Genomic DNA, 26,855 nt, shown 5'->3' with positions numbered 1-26,855 from the left:
CCGCAAAAGGCCCCTGGGGGTTAGCCGGCCAGCGCTTGCAACTGCGCGGTAGTATCAACAGCGCCCATTGCCAACGCAGCGCCGAGCGCGGTAACGCCCTTGGCATCCTGGCGCTGGGCATCGGCGCCCTTGCTTAACAGGTAATCGACAATCGCGGTGCGGTTGAACATGGCCGCCATCATCAACGCGGTGCGACCATCAGTAGACGCCGAGTCCACCGCAACGCCTTGCTCTACCAGCAGCGTCACCATCGCCAGGTCACCTTTGAATGCTGCACCGGCCATGGGCAGCTGACCATTGTCATTGGCGATTTGCGCATCGGCGCCGTGCTGCAGCAGCACGGCTACCGCATCCAGATGCCCGTGGTAGCAAGCGAGCATCAGCAAGGTGTCGCCCTTGTGGTTGCGCAGGTTGGCAGGCAGGCCTTTGTCGAGCAGACGCCCAAGCATCTCGGCATCGCCCTGGCGTGCCCGGTCGAACACCTGCTCGGCGAATGCGGCAGCCTCGTCATCATTCATGGGCGTAGGGCTGCGTTGATCAGACATGGGGAACCTCCTGGCTTACGGAAAGCCCAAGTATTTGTCAGTAACGCCGCGAGGTCCACTGTGGATAACGCATGGTGCCGACAGAGCCAATCTATTGGCAAAGGGATCTTGCAAAATGCACTGTGCAAATTGCACGACCTTGCACAATGCATGAGGCGCCCGCCCGTATTTATATTTAAGTAGTTGATTTATATAGATTTTATTTCAATAAAAACCTGGCACAGTCGCTGCAACCATCACTCCATGTCTGCCACTAACAGCCAGGAGTCGATATGGACCTCATCCAGGAAAAATTTGCCTCGGTTTTCCCCGCCTACACCGTGGTCACCCAAGCGCGGCCTGACGGCGGCATTCTGCTGACCTTGCGCGCCGCAGATGGCAAGCAGGTAAAGCGCTCGATTTCGTATGGACAACTGCACTGCGCTGAACAGCTGACGTGGGCGATCAGTGCGATCCGCCGCGACCTGGCCGAACAAGCCAGTGAGCTGCCGGTAATTTCTCGGCTGCAGAGCCAACAGCGGTTCGCCCTGCCGACTTACCGCTAAGCCTTGACACCCCCCTTCACAAACAAGGCCAACCCCAACAGGACGTCGGGGTTGGCCTTGTTTGTGAAAGCCTGTGTAGCAGCCGCTACCCGTCCTAACGATCAATCATCAAGGCGTGGATAACGCTCGGCAATCGGGTCGCCGGTGAAATCTACAGCTTGCCCTTCTGGGGCGTTGGACAGGCGAATGGCAACGAATCGCGGTTCATCACCCATATCGACCCACAGCCTGGTGCCAGCCGGCACGCCGATCAAATCGCCCTTCTCACACAGCACTGCGTAGATGTAATCGTCAATGCGCAGGCTGAACAGCCCGCGTCCGGCAGCAAAAAAGCGCAGCTGGTCTTCCTTGCACGTATGCTCATTGCGCAAAGCGCCATCCACTTCACGGATTACATCGACATGGGCGTACCCGCGTTCGGCCAGCAATGTGTCGATGCTCGACCGGTAGGCTTCGATGATGTGTTGATCGCCAGCACCGGGCTGGATCGCAGAGTCAGCTTGCCAACGCTCGAAACGCACACCGTGCTCAGCCAGCGTGGCAGCGATGTCCTCAAGGTGGGTCAGCACCTTGTTGGGGATGTCCGGGGTGGACTGGTGGTAAACGGTCAGGCTGCTCATTAAAGGCGCTTCCTATGGCTGGGCATCTTTCATCTGGGTCGCAATGATAACGGCTGCGGCCAGGGCTGCGATGCTGGCAATACTAAAGGTGGTAGTTGCACCCAACAGGTTCCAGCTGTAGCCGGAATACAGAGCGCCCAAGGCTCCGCCGGTGCCGGCCAAGGCAGCGTACAGGGCCTGGCCCTGCCCTTGCTGACGCGCAGCAAAACTACGCTGCACAAAAGCGATGGCCGCGGCGTGGAAGCTGCCGAAGGTGGCGGCATGCAGTACTTGGGCGAACAACAGCACGGCCAGGTGCTCGGCATAATTGCCCAGAAGCAGCCAACGCAGGGCCGCCAGGATGAAACTGGCCATCAGCACCCGACGCAGCGATACCCGCGCCAGAATCCAGCTCATGCCGAGGAACATCAGCACTTCGGCCACCACGCCCAGCGCCCAGAGCATACCGATTATCCCGCGGCTGAAGCCGAGTTGCTCCAGGTGCAGGGTGAGAAAGGTGTAATAGGGACCATGGCTGAGCTGCATCAGCGCCACACAAACATAGAAGGCGGCCACGCCAGGGCGGGTCAACTGCTTGAGAAAACCACCCTGGCTTCGCTCATTCTGCCCCGGTGGCTGAGCGTTCGGCACCCAGAAGCTGGCGAGCACGATACCGGCCATGATGACCACCAACGCTTGCGGATACACATCCAGGCTCAAGCTATCGAATAGCCGGCCAAGGCCGACCACGGTCAGAATGAAACCAATCGAACCCCACAGCCGAATCTGGCTGTAGCGCGACGTCTGACCCTGCAAGTGCGCCAGGGTGATGACCTCGAACTGCGGCAACACCGCGTGCCAGAAGAACGCGTGCAAGGCCATGACCAGCGCAAGCCAGGCATAGCTTTTGGCAAAAAAGATCAGTGAGAAGCTCAACAGTGTGAACAGCGCGCCAAGGCGCACGATCAACAGGCGTTGACCGCTGCGATCACCCAACCAGCCCCATAGATTGGGCGCGATACAGCGCATCAGCATGGGGATGGCAACCAATTCGCCGATGCGCGCGCTGGAAAAACCCAGGTGATGAAAGTACAGCGCCAGAAACGGCGCTGTAGACCCGAGCAAGGCAAAGTAGAACAGGTAAAAGCTGGACAGCCGCCAGTAGGGAATCGGCGCCACGGCTCAACACGCCGCAGCGCGCATGCCAAAAGCCTGCATTACAGCTGGCCCAGTACCGGCGTGGTCACCCGTACATCGGCGTTCTGGCCGCGATGACGCAGCAGGTGATCCATCAGCACAATGGCCATCATCGCTTCAGCGATTGGCGTGGCGCGGATGCCGACGCACGGATCGTGGCGACCTTTGGTGATCACTTCGACCGGGTTGCCATCGACATCAATCGAGCGACCTGGGGTGGTGATACTTGAAGTGGGCTTCAAGGCCAGGTGGGCAACGATCGGCTGACCGGAGGAGATTCCGCCGAGAATGCCGCCAGCATTGTTGCTGAGAAAACCTTCAGGGGTCATCTCGTCACGATGCTCGGTACCACGCTGGGCAACGCTGGCGAAACCTGCACCAATCTCCACACCCTTGACCGCATTGATGCTCATCAAGGCGTGGGCAAGCTCGGCGTCCAGGCGGTCGAAGATCGGCTCGCCCAGGCCTGGCATGACGCCTTCGGCGACGACAGTGATTTTTGCGCCAACCGAATCCTGGTCACGGCGCAGTTGGTCCATGTATGCCTCCAGCTCCGGGACTTTGTCTGGGTCGGGGCTGAAAAAGGCATTTTGCTCGACCGAGTCCCAGGTTTTGAACGGAATCTCGATCGGTCCCAGTTGGCTCATGTAGCCACGGATGCGAATGCCCTGGCTGGCCAGGTACTTCTTGGCAATGGCACCGGCGGCCACGCGCATGGCGGTTTCACGTGCCGAGCTGCGGCCACCACCACGGTAGTCGCGCTCACCGTATTTATGGTGATAGGTGTAGTCGGCATGGGCCGGACGGAAAAGATCCTTGATCGCCGAATAGTCCTTGGACTTCTGGTCGGTGTTGCGGATCAGCAGGCCGATCGAGCAGCCTGTGGTGCGCCCTTCGAAAACCCCGGAAAGGATTTCGACTTCGTCGGCTTCCTGGCGCTGGGTCGTATGGCGACTGGTGCCAGGTTTGCGCCGGTCGAGGTCGTGCTGCAGGTCAGCCAGGGAAATTTCCAGGCCCGGCGGACAGCCGTCGACAATGGCGACCAACGCCGGACCATGGCTTTCGCCAGCGGTGGTGACAGTGAACAGCTTGCCGTAGGTATTGCCGGACATGCAGGACGCTCCGCGAATCAGCCTGATTTTAACAAAGCCGCCAGTATACGCAGGCTAACCCTTGAGTTCATCCCTGACAGCGAACCTTCTGCCCACACTTGGGTCCAAAATCCATCTCCTCGATAGTGGCCTGATGATGTTGCGTGTTTTCGTGGTATTCGCCTTGCTGTTCAGCGGCCTGGTACACGCTGCTGCCCCCACCGTGTTGCAACGCCCGATCAGCCTCGATACCGGCAGCGGCATGCTTTATGGCAGCCTGCTGTTGCCGCGCACCGAGCAACCGCCACCGGTGGTGCTGATTATTCCGGGGTCTGGGCCTACCGATCGCAATGGCAACAGCCCCGACGGTGCCCACACCGATAATCTCAGGCAACTGGCGCTGGTACTGGCGAAAAACCGCATCGCCAGCGTGCGCTACGACAAACGTGGCGTAGCCGCCAGCCGCCCAGCCACACCCGATGAACGCAACCTCAGCGTCGAACGCTACGTCGCCGATGCCGTGGCCTGGAGCCGTGCCCTCAAGGCTGATCCACGTTTTGGCCAGTTGATTCTGCTGGGCCACAGTGAAGGCGCGCTGATCGCCAGCTTGGCTGCCGAGGCAAGCGATGCCAGCGCCGTGATCAGCGTGGCCGGCAGTGGCCGGCCTATCGATGAGGTGTTCCGCGCGCAGCTCGCCGACCAGGTTCCGGCCCGCTACCGCCAACGTGTGGGACAAATACTGGACAGTCTCAAGGCCGGACACCCCGCCGCCGACGTACCGCTGCCCTTGCAGGACGTGTTGCGCCCCAGCGTCCAGCCCTACCTGATTTCGTTGTTTCGCCAAGACCCCGCGGCCGCATTCGCCAGCGTGAAAGTGCCCGCCCTGATCATTCAAGGCACCCACGATGTGCAGGTCGATGTGAGCAACGCCGAACGGCTCAAGGCCGCCAAGCCGGATGCCGAACTGGCGTTGATCCAGGGCATGAATCATATGCTGAGGATCGCCCCTCAGGCGGCCAGCGAGCAGCGCGAAAGCTACCTGAACCCTAAACTGCCGCAAGCCAGCGAGCTGGGCACCCGCGTGGTCGATTTTATCCACAGGCTGCCCGCTGCTTGAACGAACTTCACGGAAATTCAGCCTCCAGTCCCACACGATTCTGCCGATAAGCCGATGCTGGCATCGAGATTATGTCCAGCTTGCTGTGCATAAGAGGATTGCCGTGATGACTGAAGCCGCCCCCCAGGACGCCCCGGAAACCGCCGAGGCCGCGCCGGAACCCGCCCCGCTGCCGTGGGCCGAGGTGACTGCGGAACATTTCCAGCTGCTGCGCGTGGCGCCGCTGCCTACCGACCGCAACAGCGGCGCGCGCCCATTGCGCTTTGTCCAGTACGGCTATGCCGAACGGCACAACAAGGAGACCAGCCTGCTGCGCATGGTCATCCAGTTGCCAGGGCAGAAAGTGCGCAAGGAGCAGAACTGCCTGGATATCTGGGTGGATCATCAAGAGAAGCGCGTCCATGTCGGCCCCGACAGCGGCTTGCAACTTGAACCCCTGAACCGCGGCCTGGGTGGCTTCCTGCTGTCCCAGGCAATTGCCTGGGCGCAACGCAAGTGGTCGCACTACCGCGTTGACGGAGCTGCGCTGGCAAGCAAGGACGCGCTCAATGAAGACACCCGCCAGCGTCGAGATCGGATGCTGAACAGGCATGGCCTGGAGGTTGAGTACGCCGACGCCCAGCACCTGAAGGGACGCTACGTCGAGGTGCAGGTCGGCGAACTGAAAGGCGGCTGGAACAACGAGAAGGTGCAACGGGTTGAAATACTCGATGCTGCGCACATGCTGCAACAAGCCGAACAGACCCTGCAGGAAAAAGACGCCCAGCTTCGCGAGCGCGACGAGCGTGTCAGCAAGTACCGCCGTGAAGACAGCGGGCTACGTTTCACCATTACTTGCCTGGTGGCCTTTGCGGTGTTTCAGGCCGGGTTGTTGATCTGGATTGCGACGCACTGAATACATCGCGGGGCTCGCCCCGCGATGAAGTCCTCGCTTAAACCCTCGCAGCAAACAATTGCTGATGCTGGCGGCACTGCTGCGCCGTCAGCATGAACACCCCGTGCCCGCCCCGCTCGAATTCCAGCCAGGCAAAGTCCACTTCCGGGTACAACGCTTCGACGTGAACCTGGCTGTTGCCGACCTCGACAATCAGCAGCCCTTTATCGGTGAGGTGATCCGCCGCCTCGGCGAGCATGCGCCGTACCAGGTCCAGACCGTCGTTACCACAGGCCAGGCCCAGCTCCGGCTCGTGATGGTATTCATCCGGCATGTCGGCAAAATCCTCGGCGTCGACATAGGGCGGATTGGACAGGATTAGATCGAAGCGCTGCCCCGGCAAGCCGCCGAAACCATCACCTTGTACGGTGTAGACGCGCTCTTCCAGGCCGTGACGCTCGATGTTCTGATTGGCCACTTCCAGCGCTTCGAACGACAGGTCGGCCAGCACCACTTCGGCTTGCGGGAATACCTCGGCGCTGACAATGCCGATACAACCTGAACCGGTACACAGGTCGAGAATGCGCGCAGGCTCGCTGGCCAGCCACGGCTCGAAGCGCTTCTCGACCAGCTCGCCGATGGGTGAACGCGGGATCAGCACACGTTCATCGACGATAAAGGCCAAACCACAGAACCACGCCTCGCCTAACAGATAAGCGGTAGGCACGCGGTCTTCGATACGGCGTTTGAGCAGGCGCTGCAGATTGACCAGCTCGTCGTCTTCAAGCTGGCAATCGAGGTAGCTGTCGGCAACCTCCCAAGGCAAATGTACCGAGCCCAGCACCAGAAGCCGTGCTTCATCCCAGGCGTTGTCGGCACCATGGCCGAAAAACAGGTCATGCTCATGGAAACGGCTGACAGCCCAACGGATATGATCGCGCAGGGTGCGCAGGCGAGAAGTGATCACAACAGACTCCTTGAAAGACGACCTGCAATTCTAACAGCCCGGTCACAGAAAAGGTCGCTGAAAACGGCGTGTAAGCGATTCGCTGACATGGCTGCAGGCCACTAACCACGCTGCTTGTGCGCGAAGCGATTCACATAAGTGCTCAGGCAGGGGACAATAGGTTGAAAAGCCCTATCCAAAGGAGCCCTTGATGTCTGTTCCAATGACGATGTTCCACCTCAGCGGCCGTGGCTATCCGCCCGCCAAGCTGAGCAATGCCAGCCTGCTCATTATCGACGCGCAAAAAGAGTACCTCAGCGGTCCTCTGGGACTGTCGGGCATGGACGACGCTGTGAAGAACATCGCTAAAATGCTCGAGGCTGCCCGCAAAGCCGGTCGCCCGATCATCCATGTGCGCCACCTGGGTACTGTCGGTGGCATGTTCGATCCACAGGGACCGCGCGGCGAGTTCATCCCGGGCCTTGAGCCACAAGGCGATGAGGTGATCATCGAGAAGCGCATGCCCAACGCCTTCAAGAACACCACGCTGCATGAAACCCTGCAGAAGTACGGTCACCTGGACCTGATCGTCTGCGGTTTCATGAGTCACTCCAGCGTCAGCACCACCGTACGCCGTGCCAAGGACTATGGTTATCGTTGCACCCTGATCGAGGATGCCTGCGCCACCCGCGACCTGCCGTTCAAGGATGGTGTGATTCCCGCTGCGCAAATCCAGCAAAGCGAGATGGCGATCATGGCCGACAACTTCGCTTGCGTGGCGCCAACCAGCAGCCTGATCTGATCAGCCGCCTGGCGGGCTCACGGAACCACCTTGCGGCAGTTCGGTCAAAAACCGGATATCCACAGAGGAAATTGGCATGAAGTTGTCCAACGGTTTCGATGCCAAGCGCTTGCGCCAGCGTGAACCCAGCAATTGGGGGGCGCGCATGGCGGCTGCGTTTTCGGCACTGTTGGCCACCCTCGGCGTGCTGCTGGCCATGGCTGGCGCTGCCAGCCTGCTGGGTAACGTCCCGGCACTGGCCGAGCTTAACGCCAGCCGTGCAGGTGCCGCCGTGGTACTTGCCGGTGGCCTGTTGCTGTTGTACCTGGGTGTGTTGTTCTGGCGACGCAGCCGTCTGCGCCTGCGCCGCAGCCGCGAACTGAACCTGTCGCCCCACCTGATGAAGAAACACGATTGACTGCAACCTGAGGAAGAGTCGCGTAAACTGCGCCGCCCAGGCGGAGGCTTACATGCAAGACGATGATTTTTCCCTGTTCAAAAGCGAGATGCGCGGCGTCAAGCCGATCAAGCATGATCGCGCCGAAGTCGGTAAACCCAAGGCTGATCGCAAGCAGTTGGCGGGCCTGCGCCAGGCTGCCACCGTGCGCAGCAACCAGGGTGTAGTCGACGGCCTGTCGGATCAGTTTGTCATCGACGTAGGCCCCGAAGACGACCTGCACTGGAGCCGTGATGGCGTTCAGGAAAGCCAGATGCGCAAGCTCAAGGCCGGTCAGATAGGCTTCGAAGGCAGCCTCGACCTGCATGGCATGAACGTGGAAAAAGCCCGTGAAACCCTCTGGGCGTTTCTCGCCGAGGCGACCCGCTTCGAAGTACGTTGTGTGCGGGTCACCCACGGCAAGGCGGTACGCCTGGATGGCAAGAAGCCGATGATCAAGAGCCACGTCAACACCTGGCTGCGCCAACACCCGCAGGTACTGGGTTTTACCTCGTGCCAGGCCCGCCACGGCGGCACCGGTGCAGTCTATGTAATGCTCAAACGAACCATGCTCGAAGGCCGTGACGAGTAACGCCGTGCTTGCAGCGCCGCCACAGCCGCCGTACCCTTCGCGTTTGCGATAATTCCCCACAGGTAGATCCATGTCCCTGGAACAGAACTACACCGCTATCCTCGGCCAAATCGGCGAGGACGTCTCCCGCGAGGGCCTGCTCGACACGCCCAAGCGGGCAGCGAAGGCCATGCAGTACCTTTGCCGCGGTTATGAACAAACCCTGGAAGAAGTGACCAACGGCGCTTTGTTCAGCTCCGACAACAGTGAAATGGTCCTGGTCAAGGACATCGAGCTGTACTCGCTGTGCGAACACCATATGCTGCCATTCATCGGCAAGGCGCACGTCGCCTACATTCCCGATGGCAAAGTCCTGGGCTTGTCCAAGGTTGCACGGATCGTCGACATGTACGCACGTCGCCTGCAGATCCAGGAGAACCTCAGCCGCCAGGTTGCCGAGGCGATCCAGAAAGTTACCGGCGCCCTGGGCGTAGCAGTGGTCATCGAAGCCAAGCACATGTGCATGATGATGCGCGGTGTGGAGAAACAGAATTCGACGATGATTACTTCGGTGATGCTCGGCGAGTTCCGCGAAAATGCCGCGACTCGCAGCGAGTTTCTCAGCCTGATCAAGTAATCGGGCCTGCTTGCAAGCCGATCCTTGGGGGTCGGCTTTTTTCATTCTGAGGAGTTGTCATGATCGTCAAAGCACTGCGCGTCGGCCTCGGCCAATTGATCGTCTTCGGCGATTGGGTCAGCCGCCCGGCCAAGCTCAAGCGCGACCCGGCTGTCCAGGCACTGGTTGAACAGCAAGCCAAGGGCCTTAGCCTGTACCAGTTTCACGCCTGCCCTTTCTGCGTGAAAACCCGTCGCACCCTGCACCGCCTCAACGTGCCGGTTGCCCTGCGCGATGCGAAGAACAACGAACAGGATCGCCAGACCCTGCTCAACGAAGGCGGCAAAATCAAAGTCCCGTGCCTGCGCATCGAGGAAGACGGCAAGACCACCTGGATGTACGAATCCAAGGTGATCATCGATTACCTCAACAAGCGTTTTTCCGCCATTTGAGGCAATCGAGCAAGCTGTGGGAGCGCTGCGTTTAGCCGAGCATCGTCACGTGCCGTGGATGACTGGCGACGCGCTCCAGCCAGGCCTGAATACCCGGATACGCGTCCAGATCAAAGCCCCCCTGCTGGGCTACATGGGTGTAGGCGTAGAGCGCGACATCGGCAATCGAATAGCGGTCACCGACCAGATACGGCGTTAGCTGCAGCTGCTTTTCCATTACCCGCAGGGCTTTGTAGCCGCCCTTGTGCAAGGTTTTGTATTCCTCAAGGCGCTCTTGCGGCAGCCCCAGGTAAAACTGGATGAAACGCGCCACGGCAATATACGGCTCATGGCTGTACTGCTCGAAAAACTGCCATTGCAGCACCTGAGTGCGCAAGCGCGGTTCGGTGGGCAGGTATTCGCTGCCGTCGGCCAGAAAGTTGAGGATCGCGTTGGACTCCCACAGGTAGGTGCCGTCTTCCAGCACCAACACCGGCACTTTGCCGTTGGGGTTCATTTCGAGAAATTCCGGGGTTTCCGTTTCACCCTTGAGGATATCCACCGCGTGCCACTCGTACGGCAGATCAAGCAGATGCAGCATCAATTTGACCTTGTAGCAATTGCCCGACTGGTAATCACCGTAGACCTTGTACATCACTCCCCCCGTTCGATGGCTCATCCTGCTCGCCGCCCATAGTTGGCGACTGTACGGCTAAATGCAATGCCTGCTGTATGACAAAGCTCAGAGAGCTGCGCGTTAGTCTGCAAAATCTGCTTACACCTAGCACAAGGACTGCACCATGCCCGATGCCTCTTCCGCGCAATTGCGCCCATTGGCTGACACCTCGCCCTCTGCCGTGGTCGCAGGCTTCATTGCCATGCTTACCGGTTACACCAGCTCCCTGGTGCTGATGTTTCAGGCTGGACAGGCAGCCGGTTTGACCACTGCGCAAATTTCTTCGTGGATCTGGGCGTTGTCCATCGGCATGGCCGTGTGCAGCATTGGCCTGTCGCTGCGCTATCGCACGCCGGTGACAGTTGCCTGGTCGACGCCGGGCGCCGCACTGCTGATCACCAGCCTGGGGGGCGTGAGCTACGGCGAAGCAATCGGCGCCTATATCACCTGCGCTGTGCTGGTGGTGATCTGCGGGCTTACCGGCAGCTTCGAGCGCCTGGTCAAACGCATTCCCGCGTCTTTGGCGTCCGCCTTGCTGGCCGGCATTTTGTTCAAGATCGGCAGTGAAATCTTCATCGCCGCCCAACACCGCACGACTCTGGTGCTGGGCATGTTCTTCAGTTATCTGATCATCAAACGCTTGTCGCCGCGCTATGCCGTGCTTGCTGCGTTGCTGGTAGGCACGGCGCTATCCGGCGCCATGGGTCTGCTGGACTTCAGCGGCTTCAGTCTGGAAGTGGCAACGCCCGTATGGACAACACCCAGCTTCTCCCTGGCGGCCACCATCAGTATCGGTATTCCGCTGTTCGTGGTCGCCATGACGTCGCAAAACATGCCAGGGGTGGCAGTGCTGCGCGCCGACGGCTATCAAGTACCAGCCTCGCCGCTGATCTCGGTGACAGGCCTGGCCTCGCTGGTGCTCGCGCCCTTTGGTTCGCACGGTATCAACCTCGCCGCTATCAGTGCTGCGATCTGCACCGGCCCGCATGCACACGAAGACCCGAACAAGCGCTACACCGCTGCGGTTTGGTGCGGGATTTTCTACGGCATTGCCGGCGTCTTCGGCGCCACCCTGGCGGCCCTGTTCGCCGCCCTGCCCAAGGAGTTGGTACTGTCGATTGCCGCCCTCGCTTTGTTCGGCTCGATCATGAACGGCCTGACGGTGGCGATGAACGAAGCCAAGGAGCGTGAAGCTGCGTTGATTACCTTCATGGTGACCGCTTCGGGCTTTACCCTGTTCTCGATTGGCTCGGCGTTCTGGGGGATAGTCGCGGGGGTGTTGACCCTGATGATTCTCAACTGGCGCAAAGGCATCTAGCGATACCATCGCCGCTCCTAGCGGGTGCGTTGGAAAAATGCCTGGGCACGCTGGTCCTGGGCATAGGCGACATTGATCCGCAGCCAGTCACTGGCAACCCCCTGCGGATCAAACGCACTGCCCGGCGCCACTAACACCGAACACGCCAAGGCCAACCGGTTGAGCGCAGCGAAATCCCAACCGGGACGGCGCGCCCATACAAACATGCCACCGTAAGGCTCGGTGAACACTTCCCAGCCACAGGTCTCAAGCTGGCCCAGCGCCTTGGCCATATGTTGCGCCAGGCGCGGGCGCAGGCGTGCGACGCTTTTACGGTAGCCGCCGCTGGCCAACATCTGCGCCACTACTTGCTCGGTGAAGCGTGAAGTACCGAGACCGGCGACCATCTTCAGTTCAGCCAGGCGCGCTATCAGCGCCGGCTTGGCCACCAGATAGCCACAGCGCAGAGAACTGCTCAGGGTCTTGGAGAAACTGGCGAGGTAAATGACCCGCTGTTCGGCATCCAAGGTGGCCAGCCGCGTGACCGCGCCATCCTGGAAGTCGGCATAGATATCATCCTCGATGATCTGCACATCATGTTCCCGGGCAAGCTCGAGCAGGCGATAAGCAACTTTCGGCGTCAAGCTACTGCCGGTGGGGTTGTGATACAGGCTGTTGATGTACAGGCATCGAGGGCGATGACGCTTGAGCAAGTCCTCCAGCACCTGCAGGTCCGGGCCGCTGGGCGTACGCGGCACCTCCAGCATTTCCACCTGGTGGTGGCGCAGCAGGTTGTACAGGTTGTAGTAGCCGGGGCTCTCTACCAGCACCTTGTCACCTGGCTTGAGCAGCGTACGCACAAGCAGATCCAAGGCATGACTGGCGCCTTGGGTGGTAAGGATTTGCTGGGGACTGACCTGGATACCGATCTGCCCCAAACCTTTATGCAGCTGGCTACGCAAAGCGGCCAGGCCCAAGGGAGGACAGTAATCGAGCAAGTCCTCGATAGGCCCACGGCTGACGTGGCGTACCGCCTGGGCAATTGCATCGGTGGCCCGCCAACTGTCGGGCACCCAGCCGCAACACAGCTTGAGCAGACCGGGGCGCTCTTCGCTGAACTGCTGCCAACGACTGTCGAACGCTTCATCGCGTACGGGATGGTCAACAACGGGTTCACTGCGCCGAAGCTCGGCGACGAAGAAGCCGGCACCGTGCCTGGCCTCCAACAGCCCCGTCGCAACCAGACGGTCGTAGGCTTCAATTACACACGACTGGCTGATCCCCTGCTCTTTCGCCAATTGACGAATTGAGGGCAAGCGAGTGCCCGGGCGCAGACGCTGCTGCTCGATCCACTGCAACAACTGTTCAGCCAACTGCTGTACCAACGGGGAGGACGATTGGCGATCGAGCGTCAGATTCATGGGCGAAGTGTTCGTTGATTTTGTCCAAACAGTTAACCACAAATCCCCCGCCAGTGTGCCTTGTGAGGCCCTGTTGATCGCCGGATAGTCGCGGCATCAACAAGGAGTCTTCCATGCCCACTCAGCGTTCGCCGGCGCTACTCGCCTTCGCCCTGTGCGTGATTACTTTCGCCGTTAATCTGCAAGCACCGCTCTATAGCGCCTACGCCGAACTTTCCGGCAAGGGCGCCGCCGCCACGGCTGTGGCCTTTTCGGCCTATGTCGCAGGTGTGGTGCCAGTGCTGTTGCTACTCGGCGGCCTTGCCGACCGGGTAGGAAGGCGTCCGTTGATTATGCTTGCGCTGATGGTATCGATGCTCGCCACGGTGCTGATGCTACTGGCCCCTTCCTTGAACACCTTGGCCCTCGCACGCCTGCTTCTGGGGATAGGCACCGCGCTGGCGTCTGCGACCGCGACGGCCTACATGAGTGAGTTGATGCAAGAGGCTGACAGCCAACACGCCGCCACCTGGGTGACGGCAAGCACGTCGCTGGGGTTCGGCCTGGGCGCGGCACTGACCAGCCTGTTCTTGCTGCGTGGCCCCACCCTGGCGCCCGACAGCTTCTATCTGCATCTGATATTGGCCGCCCTGGCACTGCTGGCCGTGTGCAGGCTGCCAGATCAACGTCGAGATACCCGCGGCGCATGGTTGCGCTTGCCCTATTATCCCGCCGGCAGCCTGCCCTATGGCCTGGCCATCCTGCTGGCCTGGGCCTGTGTTGGCCTGGTGATCGCCTTGTTGCCTTCGATCCTCAAGCAGCATCAACTGGCCAACTGGTCGGGATTCTCGACCTTCTGCGTCATCAGTTGTGGCTTGCTGTTCCAGCCCTTGGCTCGGCGCATGCCACCGGCCAAGGCCACCCTGCTCGGCCTGATCGTGTTGCCGTGCAGCTATGCGCTACTGGCCTGGGGCGCCGACAGCGGGCATTTGCTGGCCGTACTGCTGGGCACCGTGGCCGCCAGCAGTGCCTGCTACGGCTTTATCTATCTGGGGGGATTATCAGCGGTGAACGTGCTGGCAGGTGTTGAGAAAACCCGCGCCAGCGCCGGTTTCTTTCTACTCGCCTACCTGGGCTTCAGCCTGCCGGTGATTTTCACCGGGCTAGTGGCCGATCACCTTGGGCCTAGAATCGCCCTGTTGGTGTTTGGGGCTGGATTGCTGCTGGGTTGTGCGTTGGTGGGTGTTCGACTACTGATTCAGGAACAGGGGCAAGAACGGCAAGCCGTTATCCCGTGACGCGGTCTTCGGGCCAGTTGAACTGGCCCGCTACGCAGGCAAGCCGCTCAGATCGCCGTCGCCCCACCATCCACCGCCAAGGCCTGACCGGTGGTGAACGCAGCCCCATCGCTGCACAGGTACAACACCGCGCTGGCGATCTCCTCAACCTTGCCGATACGCCCCACCGGGTGCATGGCTGCAGCAAACTCTGCCTTACGCGGGTCGGCCTCATAGGCGCGGCGGAACATATCGGTATCGATGACCGCCGGGCACACGGCATTTACGCGGATTTTCTTCTTGGCATACTCGATGGCCGCCGATTTGGTCAGGCCAATGACGGCATGCTTGGAGGCACTGTAGATACTCATCTTCGGCGCGGCACCCAGGCCGGCGACCGACGCAGTGTTAACGATAGCGCCACCGCCCTGGGCCAGCAGCAGCGGCAACTGGTACTTCATGCACAGCCACACACCTTTGACGTTTACGCCCATGATGGCGTCAAACTCAGCTTCGCTGCCATCCGCCAGACGCCCTTGCTCAATCTCGATACCGGCATTGTTGAAGGCATAGTCGAGACGACCGTAAGACTCGAGCGTAGTGGCCATCAAATGCTGCACATCGGCTTCGCGGGTAACGTTGCAGGATACGAACAGCGCTTGTGCACCCGTCGCCCGGATCAACTCGACCGTGCCCTCACCCCCGACTGCGTCCAGATCCGCTACCACCACCTTCAAACCCTGGGCGGCAAACGCCAAGGCTGTCGCCCGCCCGATACCTGCCGCACCGCCGGTCACCAAGGCAACCTGGCCGGAAAAAGTCATGCTCATCGCTAGCTCCCGCAACATAGTGAGGTGATGCCCGGAGTCTATGCAGACGACCTCATGGTTGGGCAGCATCATCAGAACGCCAGTTGAAGGGGTATCGGCTTGGGTGATTATCAGCACACTGACGAATCAGCGTTGTGTATCGTGGTGTATTCGCTGCACGGGTAAACCTTGCCGGAACCTGCGCCAGGGTCTATCAACAACCTTTGCCCATTTCTTTGAGAGCCCAGCCATGACCACCCAGACCAACCGCCGCTTTCTGCTCGCCAAACGCCCGATCGGAGCGGTCAGCCGGGACGACTTCACCTTCGAGCAAACGCCGGTCAGTGAACCCGGCGAAGGCCAGGTGCTGGTGAAAAACCTCTACCTGTCCCTCGACCCGGCCATGCGCGGCTGGATGAACGAGGGCAAGTCCTACATTCCACCGGTGGGCCTGGGCCAGGTCATGCGCGCGCTGGGTGTCGGCGAAGTTATCGCGTCCAAGCATCCCGGCTTTGCCGTAGGCGACCACATCAATGGCGCCCTGGGTGTGCAGGATTATTTCGTCGGCGAACCTCAGGGCTTTCACAAAATTGACCCAACACTGGCGCCCCTGCCCCGCTACCTCTCGGCCCTGGGCATGACCGGCATGACCGCCTACTTCGCCCTGCTCGACGTCGGCGCACCGAAAGAAGGCGAAACCGTGGTGCTCTCCGGCGCTGCCGGCGCGGTGGGCAGCATTGCCGGACAAATCGCCAAGATCAAAGGTTGCCGGGTAGTGGGCATTGCCGGTGGTGCAGAGAAATGCCAGTACCTGAAGGACGAACTGGGTTTTGACGGCGTTATCGACTACAAGGCCGAAGACGTGCTTGAAGGCCTCAAACGCGAATGCCCGAAAGGCGTCGATGTTTACTTCGACAACGTCGGCGGCGACATTCTGGACGCCGTACTCAGCCGTTTGAATTTCAAGGCGCGGGTAGTGATCTGCGGTGCTATCAGTCAGTACAACAACAAACAGGCGGTAAAAGGCCCGGCCAACTACCTGTCACTGTTGGTGAACCGTGCGCGCATGGAAGGTTTTGTAGTGATGGACCACGCTGCCAACTATGGCAAGGCGGCACAGGAGATTGCCGGCTGGTTGGCAACCGGCAAACTGAAGAGCAAGGAGGATGTGGTCGAAGGGCTGGAAACCTTCCCCGAGACGCTGTTGAAGCTGTTCAACGGGGAAAATTTCGGCAAGCTGATACTTAAGCCCTGATTTCTGCGACCACTGCCGCCAGCGCCTGGGCCGGATCGGCGGCCTGACTGATCGGGCGACCGATCACCAGGTAGTCGGAACCGGCATCCAGCGCCTGTCGCGGGGTCAGGATACGGCGCTGGTCGTCTTGAGCACTGCCAGCGGGGCGAATACCCGGGGTCACCAATTGCAGTGACGGATGGGCCGCTTTCAGCGCCGGGGCTTCCAGTGCCGAACACACCAAACCGTCCATTCCGGCCTTCTCAGCCAAGGCAGCCAGACGCAGCACCTGCTCTTGCGGTTCGATATCCAGACCGATACCGGCCAGGTCTTCACGCTCCATGCTGGTCAGCACCGTCACACCGATCAGCAGCGGTTGTGGACCAGAGCGCTGGGCCAACACTTCACGACAGGCCGACATCATACGCAGGCCGCCGGAGCAATGAACGTTGACCATCCACACGCCCATTTCCGCAGCGGCTTTAACCGCCATCGCCGTGGTGTTGGGGATATCGTGAAATTTAAGATCGAGGAACACCTCGAAGCCCTTCTCGACCAGGGTTTCGACAATGCCTGATGCGCTGCTGGTGAACAGCTCCTTGCCGACTTTTACCCGACACAGGGAAGGATCGAGTTGATCCGCCAGTTTCAGGGCGGCGTCACGGGTAGGGAAATCCAGGGCGACGATAATGGGCGTCTGGCAGGCGGACATGGGCTGGTCTCTTGGCAAGTCTTGAACGGCGCGCATTGTAAACGAAGCAGCGGCCTATGGGGGGCCGATGATCGTGAATTGGCCCACCGGGAGGCAGCCCTCTATAATTGAACCAATAAATGATCCATTGGCTCCAAATTGTTGAGCACAATGAACGTTACTGCTCAAAGGAGGACTACATGCCCTGGTATGCTTGGTTAATACTAGTACTGGCGCTAGGTTCCATCGTCGGCGGCCTGATGCTACTGCGTGATACCGCGAAAAAGCTGCCTCTGACCGAAGAGCAGCTTAAGCGTGTGCATGAGCGTAATGCTGAGATGGATGCGAAGGATGCGCAGGATCGATAACTCCGGTAGTGACTACTCGGGTTCGCGCATAACGTGTCACGTGCGGTGGCAGCGCTTCACACGCCTTAAAAAAGCCAACCGGTCCGCCACATCGGATGACGACGGTAAGCTCACAGGCTAACTCTCGACACCTTCAACCACAGCCCCGGTAGGAGCGAGTTTGCCCTAGGATAAAGTTACAACAGCCGCCCAATACCTAAGGCAAACCCGCCCACTTAAATCAGCTTTACGGGTATCACTGGCTCACCGTGAGTCTATCGCGATTACGATCCAGCAACGCCTTGCCGATCCCCTTGATCTCCAGCAGCTCATCCACCGAAGCGAACGCACCATGCTGGTCACGGTAAGCAACGATTGCCTCGGCTTTGGTTTTACCGATACCCATCAGGGTGGACTGGAGGGTTGGTGCGTCGGCAGTGTTCAAGTCGAGCTGTGGGGAGGATTGCTGGGTAGCTACTACGGGGATTGGGGTTTTTATTGGATCAGAGGCTGGGGCTGCGCTGAGCGTGAAGGAAACGCTGGCGAAGAGAGGGAGCAGAAGGTAGGACAGAACGGTGTTGCGCATGAGGTGAAACTCCTAGGTGATTGCAAAGGCAGCTTTTCCTTGGCTGCCTTTGAAACCTAGAACGGGATTGGGGAGAGTCAAACTGTGGGGTATGGGGAATCGTTACGAAATAGGACCGTGGGACTGTCAGATATTTTGTGTGCGGGCCGGTAACGGCCTGCCGTTAGGCAGGCCATGCTTTTACCAGGTCGGCCTGATAAATCGATCTCCGTACAGAATCGCGAATTGATTCATCGCACTTTTCCAGTCATGGGCCGCTGAGCCCCAGTTTGCCGTGATATTGCGCAGTCCAAGCCAGATCAGTTTTGTCGCCGCATCGTCGGTCGGGAAGTGACCTCGGGTTTTGATGATCTTGCGCAGCTGAGCGTTGATGCTCTCGATGGCGTTTGTCGTGTAGATCACTTTTCTGATCGCCGGCGGGAAAACAAAAAATAGAATCACTCTGTCCCAAGCCCGCCGCCAAGCAGCCACCACCGTCGGATACTGCTTGCCCCATGGCCCGCTTTCAAACTCATCAAGCGCCTGCTCGGCCGCGTCAGCGGTGACTGCTTGATAGATCGGTTTGAGCGCCTTGGCCAGTTCGCGACGCTTATCCCAGGCCGCGTAATCAAGGCTGTTGCGGATCAGATGAACGATGCATGTCTGCAGTGTCGTGTCTGGAAATACGGCGTTGAGAGCTTCTGGCATGCCTTTGAGGCCATCGGTCACAGCAATCAATACGTCTTCGACGCCGCGTGTTTTGAGGTCGTTGAAAACCTTCATCCAGAATTTGGCGCCCTCGGTGGTTTCGATCCAAATGCCGAGAATATCGCGTGTTCCGTCTGGTAAAACCCCCAGGGCTAAGTGGATCGCCTTGTTGCGAACCAGACCCTCTTCGCGGATTTTGACCCGTAGCGCATCGAAGAAAATAACCGGATACATCGGCTCCAATGGCCGCTGTTGCCATGCACCGATCTCTGCCATGACCTCGTCGGTTACAGAGCTGATGAAGTCGGGAGAAACATCAGTACCGCACTGCTCGGACAGAAACGCACGGATCTCTCTGACCGTCATTCCACGGGCATACATGGCGATGATCTTGTCGTCGAACCCGGTGTAACGACGCTCGTGTTTGGGGATCAGGATGGGAGAAAAACTGCCGTCCCGGTCGCGAGGGATATCCAGTCGGAGCGGGCCATCGCCGGTTAGAACCGTCTTGCCGCTCTTGCCATTGCGCTGGTTGGTTTCATCCTCTGGGCGCTGCGCGCCCGGCGGATAGCCCAAATGGTGGCCAAGCTCAGCACTGAGGGCTCGCTCGATCAACGCCTTCTTGAACGCCGCAGAGGCGTCCTCAATGGCTTCAGCGGTCATCGGTCCGTCGGTGAATTGCTCAAGCAGCTCTTTCGGAATTTTCGGTAACTCTCGCAACACGGGTTTCTTCTTCGTTGGCATACATGCACCTCTTACTCATGTTATGCCCGAACACAAAATTTCTGCCCCCCCCAGGACCGTAAGCGCTCCACAAACCCCACCGACAACAACGCCGCTGAGCGCGCGATCCGCCCCTTCGTGATCGGAAGAAAGAATTGGCTGTTTAGCGACACGCCCAAGGACGCGACGGGCAGTGCTCAACTTTACAGCCTGGTCAAGACTGCCAAAGCCAACGGCCAAGAGCCCTATGCGTGGCTACGCCACGCACTCGAACGCCTGCCAATGGCGGCTTCGGTTGAAAACTACGAAGCCTTGCTGCCGTGGAACTGCTCACCCATATCGCTTGGCTGAGCGCACTACACATCTTGAAGTCGGTGGGGTTTGTGGAGCGCTTACGACCAACGCAGCCAGGCCGTCAATGGATTGTAAGCGCTCCATGAACCCCACATTCAAAGCGCTTATCTGATCCCGGATGCTGTGCTCCCGATTTCTTTCTGGAGCCCGCACGCCATGATGCGTCCCGACACCAAAGTCGAAAAAGTCTATCTTTATCCCAAGCCAGTCGACTTCCGAAAGTCCATTGACGGTCTAGCTGCGCTGGTCGAACTGGACATCAAAGTGGCGGTGTTCGACCCTGTGCTCTTCGTGTTTCTCAACAAAACGCGAAACCGCGTGAAGATTTTGTACCGGGAGCGAAATGGTTTCTGCCTCTGGCTCAAGCGTCTCGACTCGGAACGCTTCAAAACATCCCCTGAGCCCACCGACGAGGCCATTGTCCTGACCGTCCAGGAACTCAACTGGTTACTCGACGGCTTCGACCTCTGGCGCAACCGCCCCCATCAAGTTCTGACGCCTCGCTACGTCGCCTGATTCGGTATAATCCGTCGCATGATTTCCATGCCCGACACCCTCCCTGACGATCCGATTTTGCTCAAGCAGCTGCTTGAGCAAATGATCAATGAGCGTGCGTCTGACAAGGGCAAGATCGTTCATCTGGAAGAAGAGGTAGCGCTGCTCCGCCAGCGGTTATTTGGCCGTAAGACAGAGCAGACCAACGATTCGGCTACGCCCCAACTCCCTCTCCTTGACGAAGCAGAAAGCCTGGCAGAGCCGGCCGACGAGGCTTCGGATGAAGAAGTTGTTGCTCCGAGCAAGCGCCACGGCAAACGCAAGCCACTGCCCAGCGATCTGCCGCGTGTCGAGGTCATTCATGAACTCCCTGAACACGAGCTGACATGTGCGTGCCGCTGTCGCAAACACGCCATTGGCGAAGAAGTCAGCGAGCAGCTTGAAATCGTCCCGATGCAGATCCGGGTCATCAAGCATATCCGCAAGGTTTACGGCTGCCGCGACTGTGAGTCAGCACCGGTGACCGCAGATAAGCCCGCCCAGATGATCGAAAAAGCATGGCCAGCCCCAGCGTCCTGGCGATGTTGTTGACCACCAAATACGTGGACGGCCTGCCACTTCATCGTTTCGAAAAAGTGCTCGGACGTCACGGCATCGATATCTCGCGTCAAACTTTGGCACGTTGGGTCATTCAGTCCGGCGAGCACTTTCAGCCGCTGCTGAACCTGATGCGCGACAGCTTGTTGAATAGCCACATCATTCATTGCGACGAGACCCGGGTACAGGTATTGAAAGAGCCTGACCGCGAACCGAGCAGCCAGTCCTGGATGTGGGTGCAAACTGGCGGCCGGCCCGATAAGCCAGTCATCCTTTTCGACTATTCCACCAGCCGAGCGCAGGAGGTACCGACTCGCCTGCTGGATGGCTATCGCGGCTATGTGATGACAGATGATTATGCTGGCTATAACGCTCTCGGAGCGCAGGATGGCGTTGAGCGCCTGGGCTGCTGGGCCCATGCGCGGCGCAAGTTCGTCGAAGCACAAAAAGTACAGCCCAAGGGGAAGACCGGACGCGCTGACATCGCCCTGAACCTGATCAACAAGCTCTATGGCATCGAGCGCGACTTGAAGGACAGCAGCGATGAAGCTCGTAAAGCTGCCCGCTTGGAGCGTAGTTTGCCATTGCTGGCCCAACTGAAAAGCTGGATAGAGAAAACGCAACCTCAGGTCACGACGCAGAATGCCTTGGGCAAGGCCATCGGCTACTTGGCCAGCAATTGGGGCAAGTTGCAACGCTACGTCGAACACGGATACTTGCCGATCGACAACAACGCTGCCGAGCGCGCCATCCGCCCGTTTGTCATCGGGAGAAAGAACTGGCTCTTCAGTGACACGCCCAAAGGTGCCACCGCCAGCGCACAGCTTTACAGCCTGGTCGAAACTGCCAAAGCCAACGGCCAGGAGCCCTACGCGTGGCTGCGCCACGCACTGGAACGCCTACCGGAGGCGTCCTCAGTTGAGGATTACGAAGCCCTGCTGCCGTGGAACTGCGTGCCTCAAGTGCACCGGTGATGCGCCGGCCCATCTTTGAGGTGGGTGGGGTTCATGGAGCGCTTACTGATAAAAACCAGATTACGTTATCTCAAAACCCTTGAAATTGAGGGCTCTGCTGAGCGAGTGGTGACGTCAGGTATGGTCGGCAGCGAAATGAGAAATCAAAGAGATTCTACTCTCTGCAACTGGATGATGTTAGGGTGACATCGTTTTGGTGTGACCCTTTTGATGTTGGATTCCGGCTAGCAGATAAGATCGCCATTCATGCAAACTTCGATAGAACATTGGTGGGTGAGTCCTTATGATTGCAGCTGCTTTCATAGGGCTTCCCATGTGGCGCTATGTCGATCTGGACAGTTCCGGCCGCAGCTAAGCGAGACGTAAGGGCGGCATGCGGCTCGCTCGTATGTCGAACGAATTTTAGGGAGTGAAGCCCTCTGTGGCATAAACGGCGCGCAAGGGTAGGTTAATTCAAGGTTAGTTGCGAGAAATGACAGACATTAAACAAACAGCAGTAGAGAAGTTCAAAAGCAGGCAGGCCTTGATTGGTATTGTTGGTGATATGTCTGTCAAGCGCTTCCCGGATATATCAGGTTTAAGGGTTCCGCATATGGGATGGAATCAGACCCATCCTACAACTAGGGAGCACCCATTAACTCGTGATTTAGATGAAGATGCTAGATTTTACTTCGTTCATAGTTATTACATGGAGCCGCGGAATCGTGAGGATGTATTATTAGAAACTAGCTATGGCATAAGTTTCGCCGCAGCTGTAGCTCGTAATAATATTACTGGTGTGCAGTTTCACCCAGAAAAAAGTCATCGCTTTGGCAAAAATCTCTTAGCTTCATTTGTGAAAGGTGATTGAATGTATCGGGCTCGTGTAATTCCTTGTTTGCTAATTCGTGATAATGGATTGGTCAAAACGCGAAAATTCAAAGATCCAGTGTATATCGGCGATCCAGTTAATCCAGTACGGATTTTTAGCGACAAAGAAGTAGATGAAATTATAGTGCTTGATATCGATGCGTCGCGCAAGGGAAAAGAACCAAATTACGCTCTTATCGAAGAAATTGCTGGCGAAGCATTTATGCCGTTAGCTTACGGTGGCGGAATTCGTACAGTTGATCAGGTGCGTCGATTAATTCGCTCAGGCATAGAGAAGGTCGTAATCAATACTGCTGCTTTTGACTCGATGGATGTGATCAGTGAAGCAGCTGATATATTTGGGAGTCAAGCAGTTGTAGGTGCGATAGATGTCCGTAAAACTTTGTTTGGAGGAAACCGGCTAATAACTAAATGTGGCAGTGTTGAAGCAAATGATGAGCACGTCGATAAGCTTGTTGCTGCAGGCGTGGGCGAAATTTTTCTGAATAGCATCGATCGGGATGGGATGATGAGTGGTTACGACGTCCCGTTGATCCAATCTGTGGCGCGTCGAGTGAATGTCCCGGTTATGGCTTGTGGTGGGGCAGGTACACTAAACCATATGGCGGAGGCAGTCCGTGAAGGCGGGGCCTCGGCAGTTGCAGCCGGTAGTATGTTTGTATTTCATGGTAAGCATCGAGCGGTGCTGATTAACTACCCCCAGAAAATAGAATTTTAGGAGCGGGTAATATATGCATCCACTCTTTAGGCGTATCGGCGCAATCAACCGCTTGTTTTTATTAGTATTTGGCCTTCTCCTTGCCTATAATTTAAAGTTAGCGGCGGCCAATGAGTATTTAGGGTATCAGGTATTTGTTTTTGATCTTTCCTACGTACTGGTGGTTTTTGTCGCCGTTATTTTGCTTGGCGTGTTTATGCCTGTGGGGATTAGGGTTCCTTCAGATTTTTTCACTTTTTTATATGGATTGTTTGTTATTTTCCCTTACACGATCTTGCATTTAATTCGGGGGCCTGTTACGCCTTTGGAGTTTATTAGATGCTTTCTAATCCTGGCGGTTCCTTTTTTTGTAGTTCGGGTAAGTGCTTCAATTCTGCCCAAGGTTAGATTTCCGGGATTTTTTTCGTATAACTTTGTGTTGCTATTGCTGATACCACTTTCTATTACAGGCGTTTTTTTAGCACTAGCAAACCCGCCGGGATCTGCAGGTTTTGATTTGGGTACGTCCTACGTACGACGGCTTGAAGGGCGAGAAATTTTTTCAGTGGGGACACCGCTTGCTTATTTGAATTCGGCCATTGTTAACGGCTTTGCACCATTTTTTGCGTTCGTAGCCGGATGGCAGCGCCGATACGGGTTGTTATTTTTTGCATTGCTGTGCTGGTTATCTTTTTTCTACCTCTTGGGAGTAAAGGCTCCTCTTTTATTTATTGGGGTGGCTTTCATTATTGGGACTAGGGCTTCAGTTGGTAGGCTGTATTCGCTAGTTAATATTATTTATATATGTATATTTTTAGCCTTTTTTGTTTTTCTAGTTGAATACTTGTTTTTTGACTATTCTTACGTTGCGGACTACTTCATTCGTAGAGCGATGAGCGTACCAGCTTGGCTGATTTCAGCATATTTCGAATTTATGTCGTCAACAGATTCAACTTTATGGTCACCGCTAACTGGTATCGCATCCAATGAGCCAGTCACTATGGTTGTGGGCCAAGAGTTTCTCGGTCTTCCAGGCTTAAATGCAAATACAAATGCGTTTGTATATCAGTTGGCGTCGGGAGGGTTTCTTATGTATGTACTTACTGTAGCCTTGGTAGCATTTGTCTTTGCAATGCTTGATTCTGTTTACTCCAGTAACCGCAATCCAGCGTTAATTTATATTGGGTTTTCGTATGCGATTTTGCTCACAGAGCAAGCTGCAACGACAGCACTAGTTTCATCTGGACTCGGAGTCCTTATCATGCTTTTGATATTTTCGAGAAATAGTGGTTCGCCCAATGATGATCTCCGCCTAAATAAAGTGTAGTTTTTTAATCTTTGATATTTGGATGTGGTGAAAAATTATGCAGATTAATAGTGATAACACTAAGTAAGCGCTCCACAAACCCCACCGACTTCAAGATGTGTAGTGCGCTCAGCCAAGCGATATGGGTGAGCAGTTCCACGGCAGCAAGGCTTCGTAGTCTTCAACCGAAGCCGCCATTGGCAGGCGTTCGAGTGCGTGGCGTAGCCACGCATAGGGCTCTTGGCCGTTGGCTTTGGCAGTCTCGACCAGGCTGTAAAGTTGAGCACTGGCCGTCGCGCCCTTGGGCGTGTCGCTAAACAGCCAATTCTTTCTTCCGATCACGAAGGGGCGGATCGCGCGTTCAGCGGCGTTGTTGTCCAGCGGCAGGTAGCCTTCCTCGACGTATCGCTCCAGCTTGCTCCAGTTGTTTGCCAAGCAACTGATGGCTTTGCCCAGGGCATTCTGAGCAGTCACTTGTGGCTGCGTCTTTTCGATCCAGCTTTTCAACTGAGCCAGTATCGGCAGGCTTTGTTCGTGACGACCGATCTGACGTTCAGCGTCGTCGCAAGCTTTTAGGTCGCGTTCGATGCCGTAAAGCTTGTTGATCAGATTCAGCGCGATATCCGCGCGCCCCGTTTTACCTTTGGGCTGCACTTTCTGTGCTTCAACGAATTTACGACGCGCGTGGGCCCAGCATCCTAAACGCTCAACTCCAGCTTGGGCGCCCAGCGCGTTGTAACCGGCATAATCGTCGGTCAAGACGTAGCCACGATAGCCATCGAGCAGGCGCATAGGCACTTCCTGCGCCCGGCTGGTCGAGTAGTCAAAAAGGATGACCGGCTTATCCGGCGGGCCGCCGGTTTGCACCCACATCCATGACTGGCTGCTCGGCTCACGGTCAGGCTCTTTCAACACCTGCACCCGCGTTTCATCGCAATGGATGACGCGGCTGGCCAATAGGCTGTCGCGCAATAAATTCAGCAGCGGCTGAAAGTGCTCGCCGCACTGGATAACCCAGCGCGCCAAGGTTTGGCGCGGGATATCAATGCCGTGGCGACCCAGCACTTTTTCAAAGCGGTGTAGCGGTAAACCGTCCACATATTTGGTGGTCAGCAGCATCGCCAGAACGCTAGGGCTGGCCATGCTTTTTTCAATCAGTTGAGCCGGCTTGTCAGCAGTGACCGGCGCCATCTCGCAGTTGCGGCAACCGTAGACTTTACGAACGTGTTTGATCGCCCGGATCTGCATCGGCACGATTTAAAGCTGCTCGCTGATTTCCTCACCAATGGCGTGTTTGCGGCAGCCGCAGATACAGGTCAGTTCATGCTCGGGCAGTTCGTGGATCACTTCGATGCGCGGCAGATCCGCAGGCAGTGGCTTGCGCTTGCCACGGCGCTTGGCGGGTGCGACGACCTCTTCTTCAGCGGTCTCGCACGCCAACTCGACCTCGTGCTCCGCTTCATTGAACAACGCCATTTGAGGCGTTGCAGGATCGACGGCCTGCTCCGGTTTTCGGCCAAACAGTCGCTGCCTCAGCAATGCAACTTGTTCTTCGAGCACGCCCATCCTGGATTGCATCTTCGCAAGCATCTGCTTGAGCAATTCAGGATCATCAGGAAGGTTGTCGGGCACGAAATTCATGCCCTGGATTATAGCGAATCAGGCCACGAATCGTGGCGTCAAAACCTGATGAGGACGGTTACGCCAGAGGTCAAAACCGTCGAGCATCCAGTTGAGTTCCTGGACAGTCAGGACAATCGCTTCGTCCGTCACGTCAGGCGACGTTTTGAAGCGCTCGGACTCCAAACGCTTGAACCAAAGGCAGAAGCCGTTGCGTTCCCAGTACAAGATCTTCACGCGGTTGCGTGGCTTGTTGAGGAAAACAAAAAGCACTGGGTCAAAGGCCGCGACTTTAATATCCAGCTCGACCAACGCAGCCAGGCCGTCAATGGATTTTCGGAAGTCGACGGGCTTGGGATAGAGATAGACTTTTTCGACTTTGGCGTCGGGACGCATCATGGCGGCGGGCTCCTGAGAGAATCGGGAGCACAGCATCCGGGATAAGCTAAGCGCTTTGAATGTGGGG

General features: G+C 57.5%; 28 protein-coding genes and 3 pseudogenes. 18 read left to right on the top strand and 13 right to left on the bottom strand.

The features are described 5' to 3' along the window. Positions 1–20: 20 nt before the first annotated feature. Positions 21–545 (bottom strand): ankyrin repeat domain-containing protein, encoded by a 525-nt coding sequence (locus V0R60_RS11270; RefSeq protein WP_203542958.1) that lies wholly within the window; start codon positions 543–545, stop codon positions 21–23. 272 nt (positions 546–817) lie between these two features. Here V0R60_RS11270 and V0R60_RS11265 point away from each other — a divergent pair, with 272 nt between their 5' ends. Next, positions 818–1,090: a DUF3509 domain-containing protein gene (locus V0R60_RS11265; protein WP_203542959.1), complete on the top strand. Its 273-nt coding sequence runs from the start codon at positions 818–820 to the stop codon at positions 1,088–1,090. Between the two features lie 101 nt (positions 1,091–1,191). Here V0R60_RS11265 and V0R60_RS11260 read toward each other — a convergent pair whose 3' ends face one another. From V0R60_RS11260 to aroC, 3 genes are read right to left on the bottom strand one after another with little or no spacing between them, the layout of a single operon-like run. Further along, positions 1,192–1,710, bottom strand: a complete 519-nt coding sequence (locus V0R60_RS11260) for a 1,2-dihydroxy-3-keto-5-methylthiopentene dioxygenase (protein WP_330079715.1) — start codon at positions 1,708–1,710, stop codon at positions 1,192–1,194. A gap of 12 nt (positions 1,711–1,722) precedes the next feature. Further along, positions 1,723–2,868 carry an MFS transporter gene (locus tag V0R60_RS11255; protein WP_330079714.1) on the bottom strand — a complete coding sequence of 382 codons (1,146 nt, stop codon included), beginning with the start codon at positions 2,866–2,868 and terminating at the stop codon, positions 1,723–1,725. Positions 2,869–2,906: 38 nt separating this feature from the next. Next, complete coding sequence (aroC, locus tag V0R60_RS11250; RefSeq protein ID WP_136475108.1) at positions 2,907–3,998, bottom strand: chorismate synthase; 1,092 nt, start codon at positions 3,996–3,998, stop codon at positions 2,907–2,909. Positions 3,999–4,131: 133 nt separating this feature from the next. On the opposite strand from aroC, the gene V0R60_RS11245 reads away from it, so the two are divergent. Next, positions 4,132–5,094 carry an alpha/beta hydrolase gene (locus V0R60_RS11245; RefSeq protein ID WP_330079713.1) on the top strand — a complete coding sequence of 321 codons (963 nt, stop codon included), beginning with the start codon at positions 4,132–4,134 and terminating at the stop codon, positions 5,092–5,094. 106 nt (positions 5,095–5,200) lie between these two features. Next, positions 5,201–5,989, top strand: a complete 789-nt coding sequence (locus V0R60_RS11240; protein ID WP_330079712.1) for a hypothetical protein — start codon at positions 5,201–5,203, stop codon at positions 5,987–5,989. Between the two features lie 37 nt (positions 5,990–6,026). On the opposite strand, the gene prmB is transcribed toward V0R60_RS11240, so the two are convergent. Beyond that, entirely contained in the window at positions 6,027–6,935 is a 909-nt protein-coding gene (gene prmB, locus V0R60_RS11235; RefSeq protein WP_330079711.1) for a 50S ribosomal protein L3 N(5)-glutamine methyltransferase, read from the bottom strand. A gap of 190 nt (positions 6,936–7,125) precedes the next feature. Here prmB and V0R60_RS11230 point away from each other — a divergent pair, with 190 nt between their 5' ends. From V0R60_RS11230 to V0R60_RS11210, 5 genes are all read left to right on the top strand, one after another. Continuing rightward, positions 7,126–7,716 (top strand): cysteine hydrolase family protein, encoded by a 591-nt coding sequence (locus V0R60_RS11230; protein WP_330079710.1) that lies wholly within the window; start codon positions 7,126–7,128, stop codon positions 7,714–7,716. Between the two features lie 76 nt (positions 7,717–7,792). Further along, entirely contained in the window at positions 7,793–8,113 is a 321-nt protein-coding gene (locus V0R60_RS11225; RefSeq protein WP_136475103.1) for a hypothetical protein, read from the top strand. Between the two features lie 52 nt (positions 8,114–8,165). Further along, on the top strand, positions 8,166–8,723 hold the full coding sequence (locus V0R60_RS11220; RefSeq protein ID WP_136475102.1) for a Smr/MutS family protein: 558 nt from the start codon (positions 8,166–8,168) through the stop codon (positions 8,721–8,723). 70 nt (positions 8,724–8,793) lie between these two features. Beyond that, positions 8,794–9,339, top strand: a complete 546-nt coding sequence (gene folE, locus V0R60_RS11215) for a GTP cyclohydrolase I FolE (RefSeq protein ID WP_128325933.1) — start codon at positions 8,794–8,796, stop codon at positions 9,337–9,339. 59 nt (positions 9,340–9,398) lie between these two features. After that, entirely contained in the window at positions 9,399–9,770 is a 372-nt protein-coding gene (locus V0R60_RS11210; RefSeq protein ID WP_330079709.1) for a glutathione S-transferase N-terminal domain-containing protein, read from the top strand. Between the two features lie 31 nt (positions 9,771–9,801). Here the strand turns inward: V0R60_RS11210 and V0R60_RS11205 are convergent, their stop codons facing one another. After that, positions 9,802–10,404, bottom strand: a complete 603-nt coding sequence (locus tag V0R60_RS11205; protein WP_136478892.1) for a glutathione S-transferase family protein — start codon at positions 10,402–10,404, stop codon at positions 9,802–9,804. Between the two features lie 145 nt (positions 10,405–10,549). Between V0R60_RS11205 and V0R60_RS11200 the strand changes: the two genes are divergently transcribed. Further along, the gene (locus V0R60_RS11200) at positions 10,550–11,743 is read left to right on the top strand and encodes a benzoate/H(+) symporter BenE family transporter (RefSeq protein ID WP_203542965.1); all 1,194 of its coding nucleotides are present in this window, start codon (positions 10,550–10,552) and stop codon (positions 11,741–11,743) included. A gap of 17 nt (positions 11,744–11,760) precedes the next feature. Here the strand turns inward: V0R60_RS11200 and V0R60_RS11195 are convergent, their stop codons facing one another. Beyond that, positions 11,761–13,143 (bottom strand): aminotransferase-like domain-containing protein, encoded by a 1,383-nt coding sequence (locus V0R60_RS11195; protein ID WP_330079708.1) that lies wholly within the window; start codon positions 13,141–13,143, stop codon positions 11,761–11,763. 113 nt (positions 13,144–13,256) lie between these two features. On the opposite strand from V0R60_RS11195, the gene V0R60_RS11190 reads away from it, so the two are divergent. Continuing rightward, entirely contained in the window at positions 13,257–14,420 is a 1,164-nt protein-coding gene (locus V0R60_RS11190) for an MFS transporter (protein ID WP_330079707.1), read from the top strand. Between the two features lie 47 nt (positions 14,421–14,467). Here the strand turns inward: V0R60_RS11190 and V0R60_RS11185 are convergent, their stop codons facing one another. Beyond that, positions 14,468–15,229 carry an SDR family oxidoreductase gene (locus V0R60_RS11185; protein WP_330079706.1) on the bottom strand — a complete coding sequence of 254 codons (762 nt, stop codon included), beginning with the start codon at positions 15,227–15,229 and terminating at the stop codon, positions 14,468–14,470. A 229-nt stretch (positions 15,230–15,458) separates the two neighbouring features. On the opposite strand from V0R60_RS11185, the gene V0R60_RS11180 reads away from it, so the two are divergent. Continuing rightward, positions 15,459–16,463, top strand: coding sequence for an NADP-dependent oxidoreductase (locus V0R60_RS11180; RefSeq protein WP_330079705.1), 1,005 nt, complete (start codon positions 15,459–15,461; stop codon positions 16,461–16,463). On the opposite strand, the gene pyrF is transcribed toward V0R60_RS11180, so the two are convergent. Continuing rightward, a complete protein-coding gene (gene pyrF / locus V0R60_RS11175; protein WP_136475092.1) occupies positions 16,453–17,154 on the bottom strand; it encodes an orotidine-5'-phosphate decarboxylase in 702 nt (233 codons plus the stop codon). The genes V0R60_RS11180 and pyrF overlap by 11 nt on opposite strands. A 179-nt stretch (positions 17,155–17,333) precedes the next feature. Between pyrF and V0R60_RS11170 the strand changes: the two genes are divergently transcribed. Beyond that, positions 17,334–17,501 carry a DUF2897 family protein gene (locus tag V0R60_RS11170; RefSeq protein ID WP_136475091.1) on the top strand — a complete coding sequence of 56 codons (168 nt, stop codon included), beginning with the start codon at positions 17,334–17,336 and terminating at the stop codon, positions 17,499–17,501. A gap of 235 nt (positions 17,502–17,736) precedes the next feature. Here V0R60_RS11170 and V0R60_RS11165 read toward each other — a convergent pair whose 3' ends face one another. Further along, the gene (locus tag V0R60_RS11165; RefSeq protein ID WP_203542970.1) at positions 17,737–18,066 is read right to left on the bottom strand and encodes a ComEA family DNA-binding protein; all 330 of its coding nucleotides are present in this window, start codon (positions 18,064–18,066) and stop codon (positions 17,737–17,739) included. A gap of 180 nt (positions 18,067–18,246) precedes the next feature. After that, positions 18,247–19,497 (bottom strand): IS256 family transposase, encoded by a 1,251-nt coding sequence (locus V0R60_RS11160; RefSeq protein WP_330079704.1) that lies wholly within the window; start codon positions 19,495–19,497, stop codon positions 18,247–18,249. A 75-nt stretch (positions 19,498–19,572) separates the two neighbouring features. Here V0R60_RS11160 and V0R60_RS11155 point away from each other — a divergent pair. The 6 genes and pseudogenes from V0R60_RS11155 to V0R60_RS11130 form a co-directional block, all read left to right on the top strand. Further along, positions 19,573–19,827: pseudogene (locus V0R60_RS11155) on the top strand (transposase domain-containing protein); the annotation flags it as partial. Between the two features lie 159 nt (positions 19,828–19,986). Next, on the top strand, positions 19,987–20,346 hold the full coding sequence (tnpB, locus tag V0R60_RS11150) for an IS66 family insertion sequence element accessory protein TnpB (protein ID WP_330079703.1): 360 nt from the start codon (positions 19,987–19,989) through the stop codon (positions 20,344–20,346). 18 nt (positions 20,347–20,364) lie between these two features. After that, positions 20,365–21,896 (top strand): annotated as a pseudogene (gene tnpC / locus V0R60_RS11145) (IS66 family transposase). A gap of 472 nt (positions 21,897–22,368) precedes the next feature. Beyond that, a complete protein-coding gene (gene hisH, locus V0R60_RS11140; protein WP_330079702.1) occupies positions 22,369–22,746 on the top strand; it encodes an imidazole glycerol phosphate synthase subunit HisH in 378 nt (125 codons plus the stop codon). After that, entirely contained in the window at positions 22,747–23,484 is a 738-nt protein-coding gene (locus V0R60_RS11135) for an AglZ/HisF2 family acetamidino modification protein (RefSeq protein ID WP_330079701.1), read from the top strand. Positions 23,485–23,497: 13 nt separating this feature from the next. Continuing rightward, entirely contained in the window at positions 23,498–24,790 is a 1,293-nt protein-coding gene (locus V0R60_RS11130) for a hypothetical protein (protein WP_330079700.1), read from the top strand. 108 nt (positions 24,791–24,898) lie between these two features. Here V0R60_RS11130 and tnpC (V0R60_RS11125) read toward each other — a convergent pair. Both tnpC (V0R60_RS11125) and tnpB (V0R60_RS11120) read right to left on the bottom strand, forming a co-directional pair. Further along, positions 24,899–26,410 (bottom strand): annotated as a pseudogene (gene tnpC, locus V0R60_RS11125) (IS66 family transposase). Positions 26,411–26,428: 18 nt separating this feature from the next. Next, positions 26,429–26,788 carry an IS66 family insertion sequence element accessory protein TnpB gene (tnpB, locus tag V0R60_RS11120; protein WP_330079699.1) on the bottom strand — a complete coding sequence of 120 codons (360 nt, stop codon included), beginning with the start codon at positions 26,786–26,788 and terminating at the stop codon, positions 26,429–26,431. Positions 26,789–26,855: the final 67 nt, after the last annotated feature.

The organism is Pseudomonas auratipiscis (assembly GCF_036324085.1).
In the GTDB taxonomy this organism is placed as follows: Bacteria; Pseudomonadota; Gammaproteobacteria; order Pseudomonadales; family Pseudomonadaceae; genus Aquipseudomonas; species Aquipseudomonas auratipiscis.
The sequence above is the reverse complement of the archived record's forward strand: the minus strand, read 5'-3'. Positions and strand labels throughout refer to the sequence as shown.

Coding starts and splice junctions, on each gene's coding strand:
- pyrF (WP_136475092.1), bottom strand. CDS start 17,154: ATGTCCGCCTGCCAGACGCCCATTATCGTCGCCCTGGATTTCCCTACC.
- V0R60_RS11195 (WP_330079708.1), bottom strand. CDS start 13,143: ATGAATCTGACGCTCGATCGCCAATCGTCCTCCCCGTTGGTACAGCAG.
- tnpB (WP_330079699.1), bottom strand. CDS start 26,788: ATGATGCGTCCCGACGCCAAAGTCGAAAAAGTCTATCTCTATCCCAAG.
- V0R60_RS11240 (WP_330079712.1), top strand. CDS start 5,201: ATGACTGAAGCCGCCCCCCAGGACGCCCCGGAAACCGCCGAGGCCGCG.
- hisH (WP_330079702.1), top strand. CDS start 22,369: ATGACAGACATTAAACAAACAGCAGTAGAGAAGTTCAAAAGCAGGCAG.
- tnpB (WP_330079703.1), top strand. CDS start 19,987: ATGATGCGTCCCGACACCAAAGTCGAAAAAGTCTATCTTTATCCCAAG.
- V0R60_RS11180 (WP_330079705.1), top strand. CDS start 15,459: ATGACCACCCAGACCAACCGCCGCTTTCTGCTCGCCAAACGCCCGATC.
- V0R60_RS11220 (WP_136475102.1), top strand. CDS start 8,166: ATGCAAGACGATGATTTTTCCCTGTTCAAAAGCGAGATGCGCGGCGTC.
- V0R60_RS11230 (WP_330079710.1), top strand. CDS start 7,126: ATGTCTGTTCCAATGACGATGTTCCACCTCAGCGGCCGTGGCTATCCG.
- folE (WP_128325933.1), top strand. CDS start 8,794: ATGTCCCTGGAACAGAACTACACCGCTATCCTCGGCCAAATCGGCGAG.
- V0R60_RS11135 (WP_330079701.1), top strand. CDS start 22,747: ATGTATCGGGCTCGTGTAATTCCTTGTTTGCTAATTCGTGATAATGGA.
- aroC (WP_136475108.1), bottom strand. CDS start 3,998: ATGTCCGGCAATACCTACGGCAAGCTGTTCACTGTCACCACCGCTGGC.
- V0R60_RS11225 (WP_136475103.1), top strand. CDS start 7,793: ATGAAGTTGTCCAACGGTTTCGATGCCAAGCGCTTGCGCCAGCGTGAA.
- V0R60_RS11165 (WP_203542970.1), bottom strand. CDS start 18,066: ATGCGCAACACCGTTCTGTCCTACCTTCTGCTCCCTCTCTTCGCCAGC.
- V0R60_RS11210 (WP_330079709.1), top strand. CDS start 9,399: ATGATCGTCAAAGCACTGCGCGTCGGCCTCGGCCAATTGATCGTCTTC.
- V0R60_RS11265 (WP_203542959.1), top strand. CDS start 818: ATGGACCTCATCCAGGAAAAATTTGCCTCGGTTTTCCCCGCCTACACC.
- V0R60_RS11205 (WP_136478892.1), bottom strand. CDS start 10,404: ATGTACAAGGTCTACGGTGATTACCAGTCGGGCAATTGCTACAAGGTC.
- V0R60_RS11260 (WP_330079715.1), bottom strand. CDS start 1,710: ATGAGCAGCCTGACCGTTTACCACCAGTCCACCCCGGACATCCCCAAC.
- V0R60_RS11170 (WP_136475091.1), top strand. CDS start 17,334: ATGCCCTGGTATGCTTGGTTAATACTAGTACTGGCGCTAGGTTCCATC.
- V0R60_RS11160 (WP_330079704.1), bottom strand. CDS start 19,497: ATGCCAACGAAGAAGAAACCCGTGTTGCGAGAGTTACCGAAAATTCCG.
- V0R60_RS11245 (WP_330079713.1), top strand. CDS start 4,132: ATGATGTTGCGTGTTTTCGTGGTATTCGCCTTGCTGTTCAGCGGCCTG.
- V0R60_RS11270 (WP_203542958.1), bottom strand. CDS start 545: ATGTCTGATCAACGCAGCCCTACGCCCATGAATGATGACGAGGCTGCC.
- V0R60_RS11200 (WP_203542965.1), top strand. CDS start 10,550: ATGCCCGATGCCTCTTCCGCGCAATTGCGCCCATTGGCTGACACCTCG.
- V0R60_RS11185 (WP_330079706.1), bottom strand. CDS start 15,229: ATGAGCATGACTTTTTCCGGCCAGGTTGCCTTGGTGACCGGCGGTGCG.
- V0R60_RS11190 (WP_330079707.1), top strand. CDS start 13,257: ATGCCCACTCAGCGTTCGCCGGCGCTACTCGCCTTCGCCCTGTGCGTG.
- V0R60_RS11130 (WP_330079700.1), top strand. CDS start 23,498: ATGCATCCACTCTTTAGGCGTATCGGCGCAATCAACCGCTTGTTTTTA.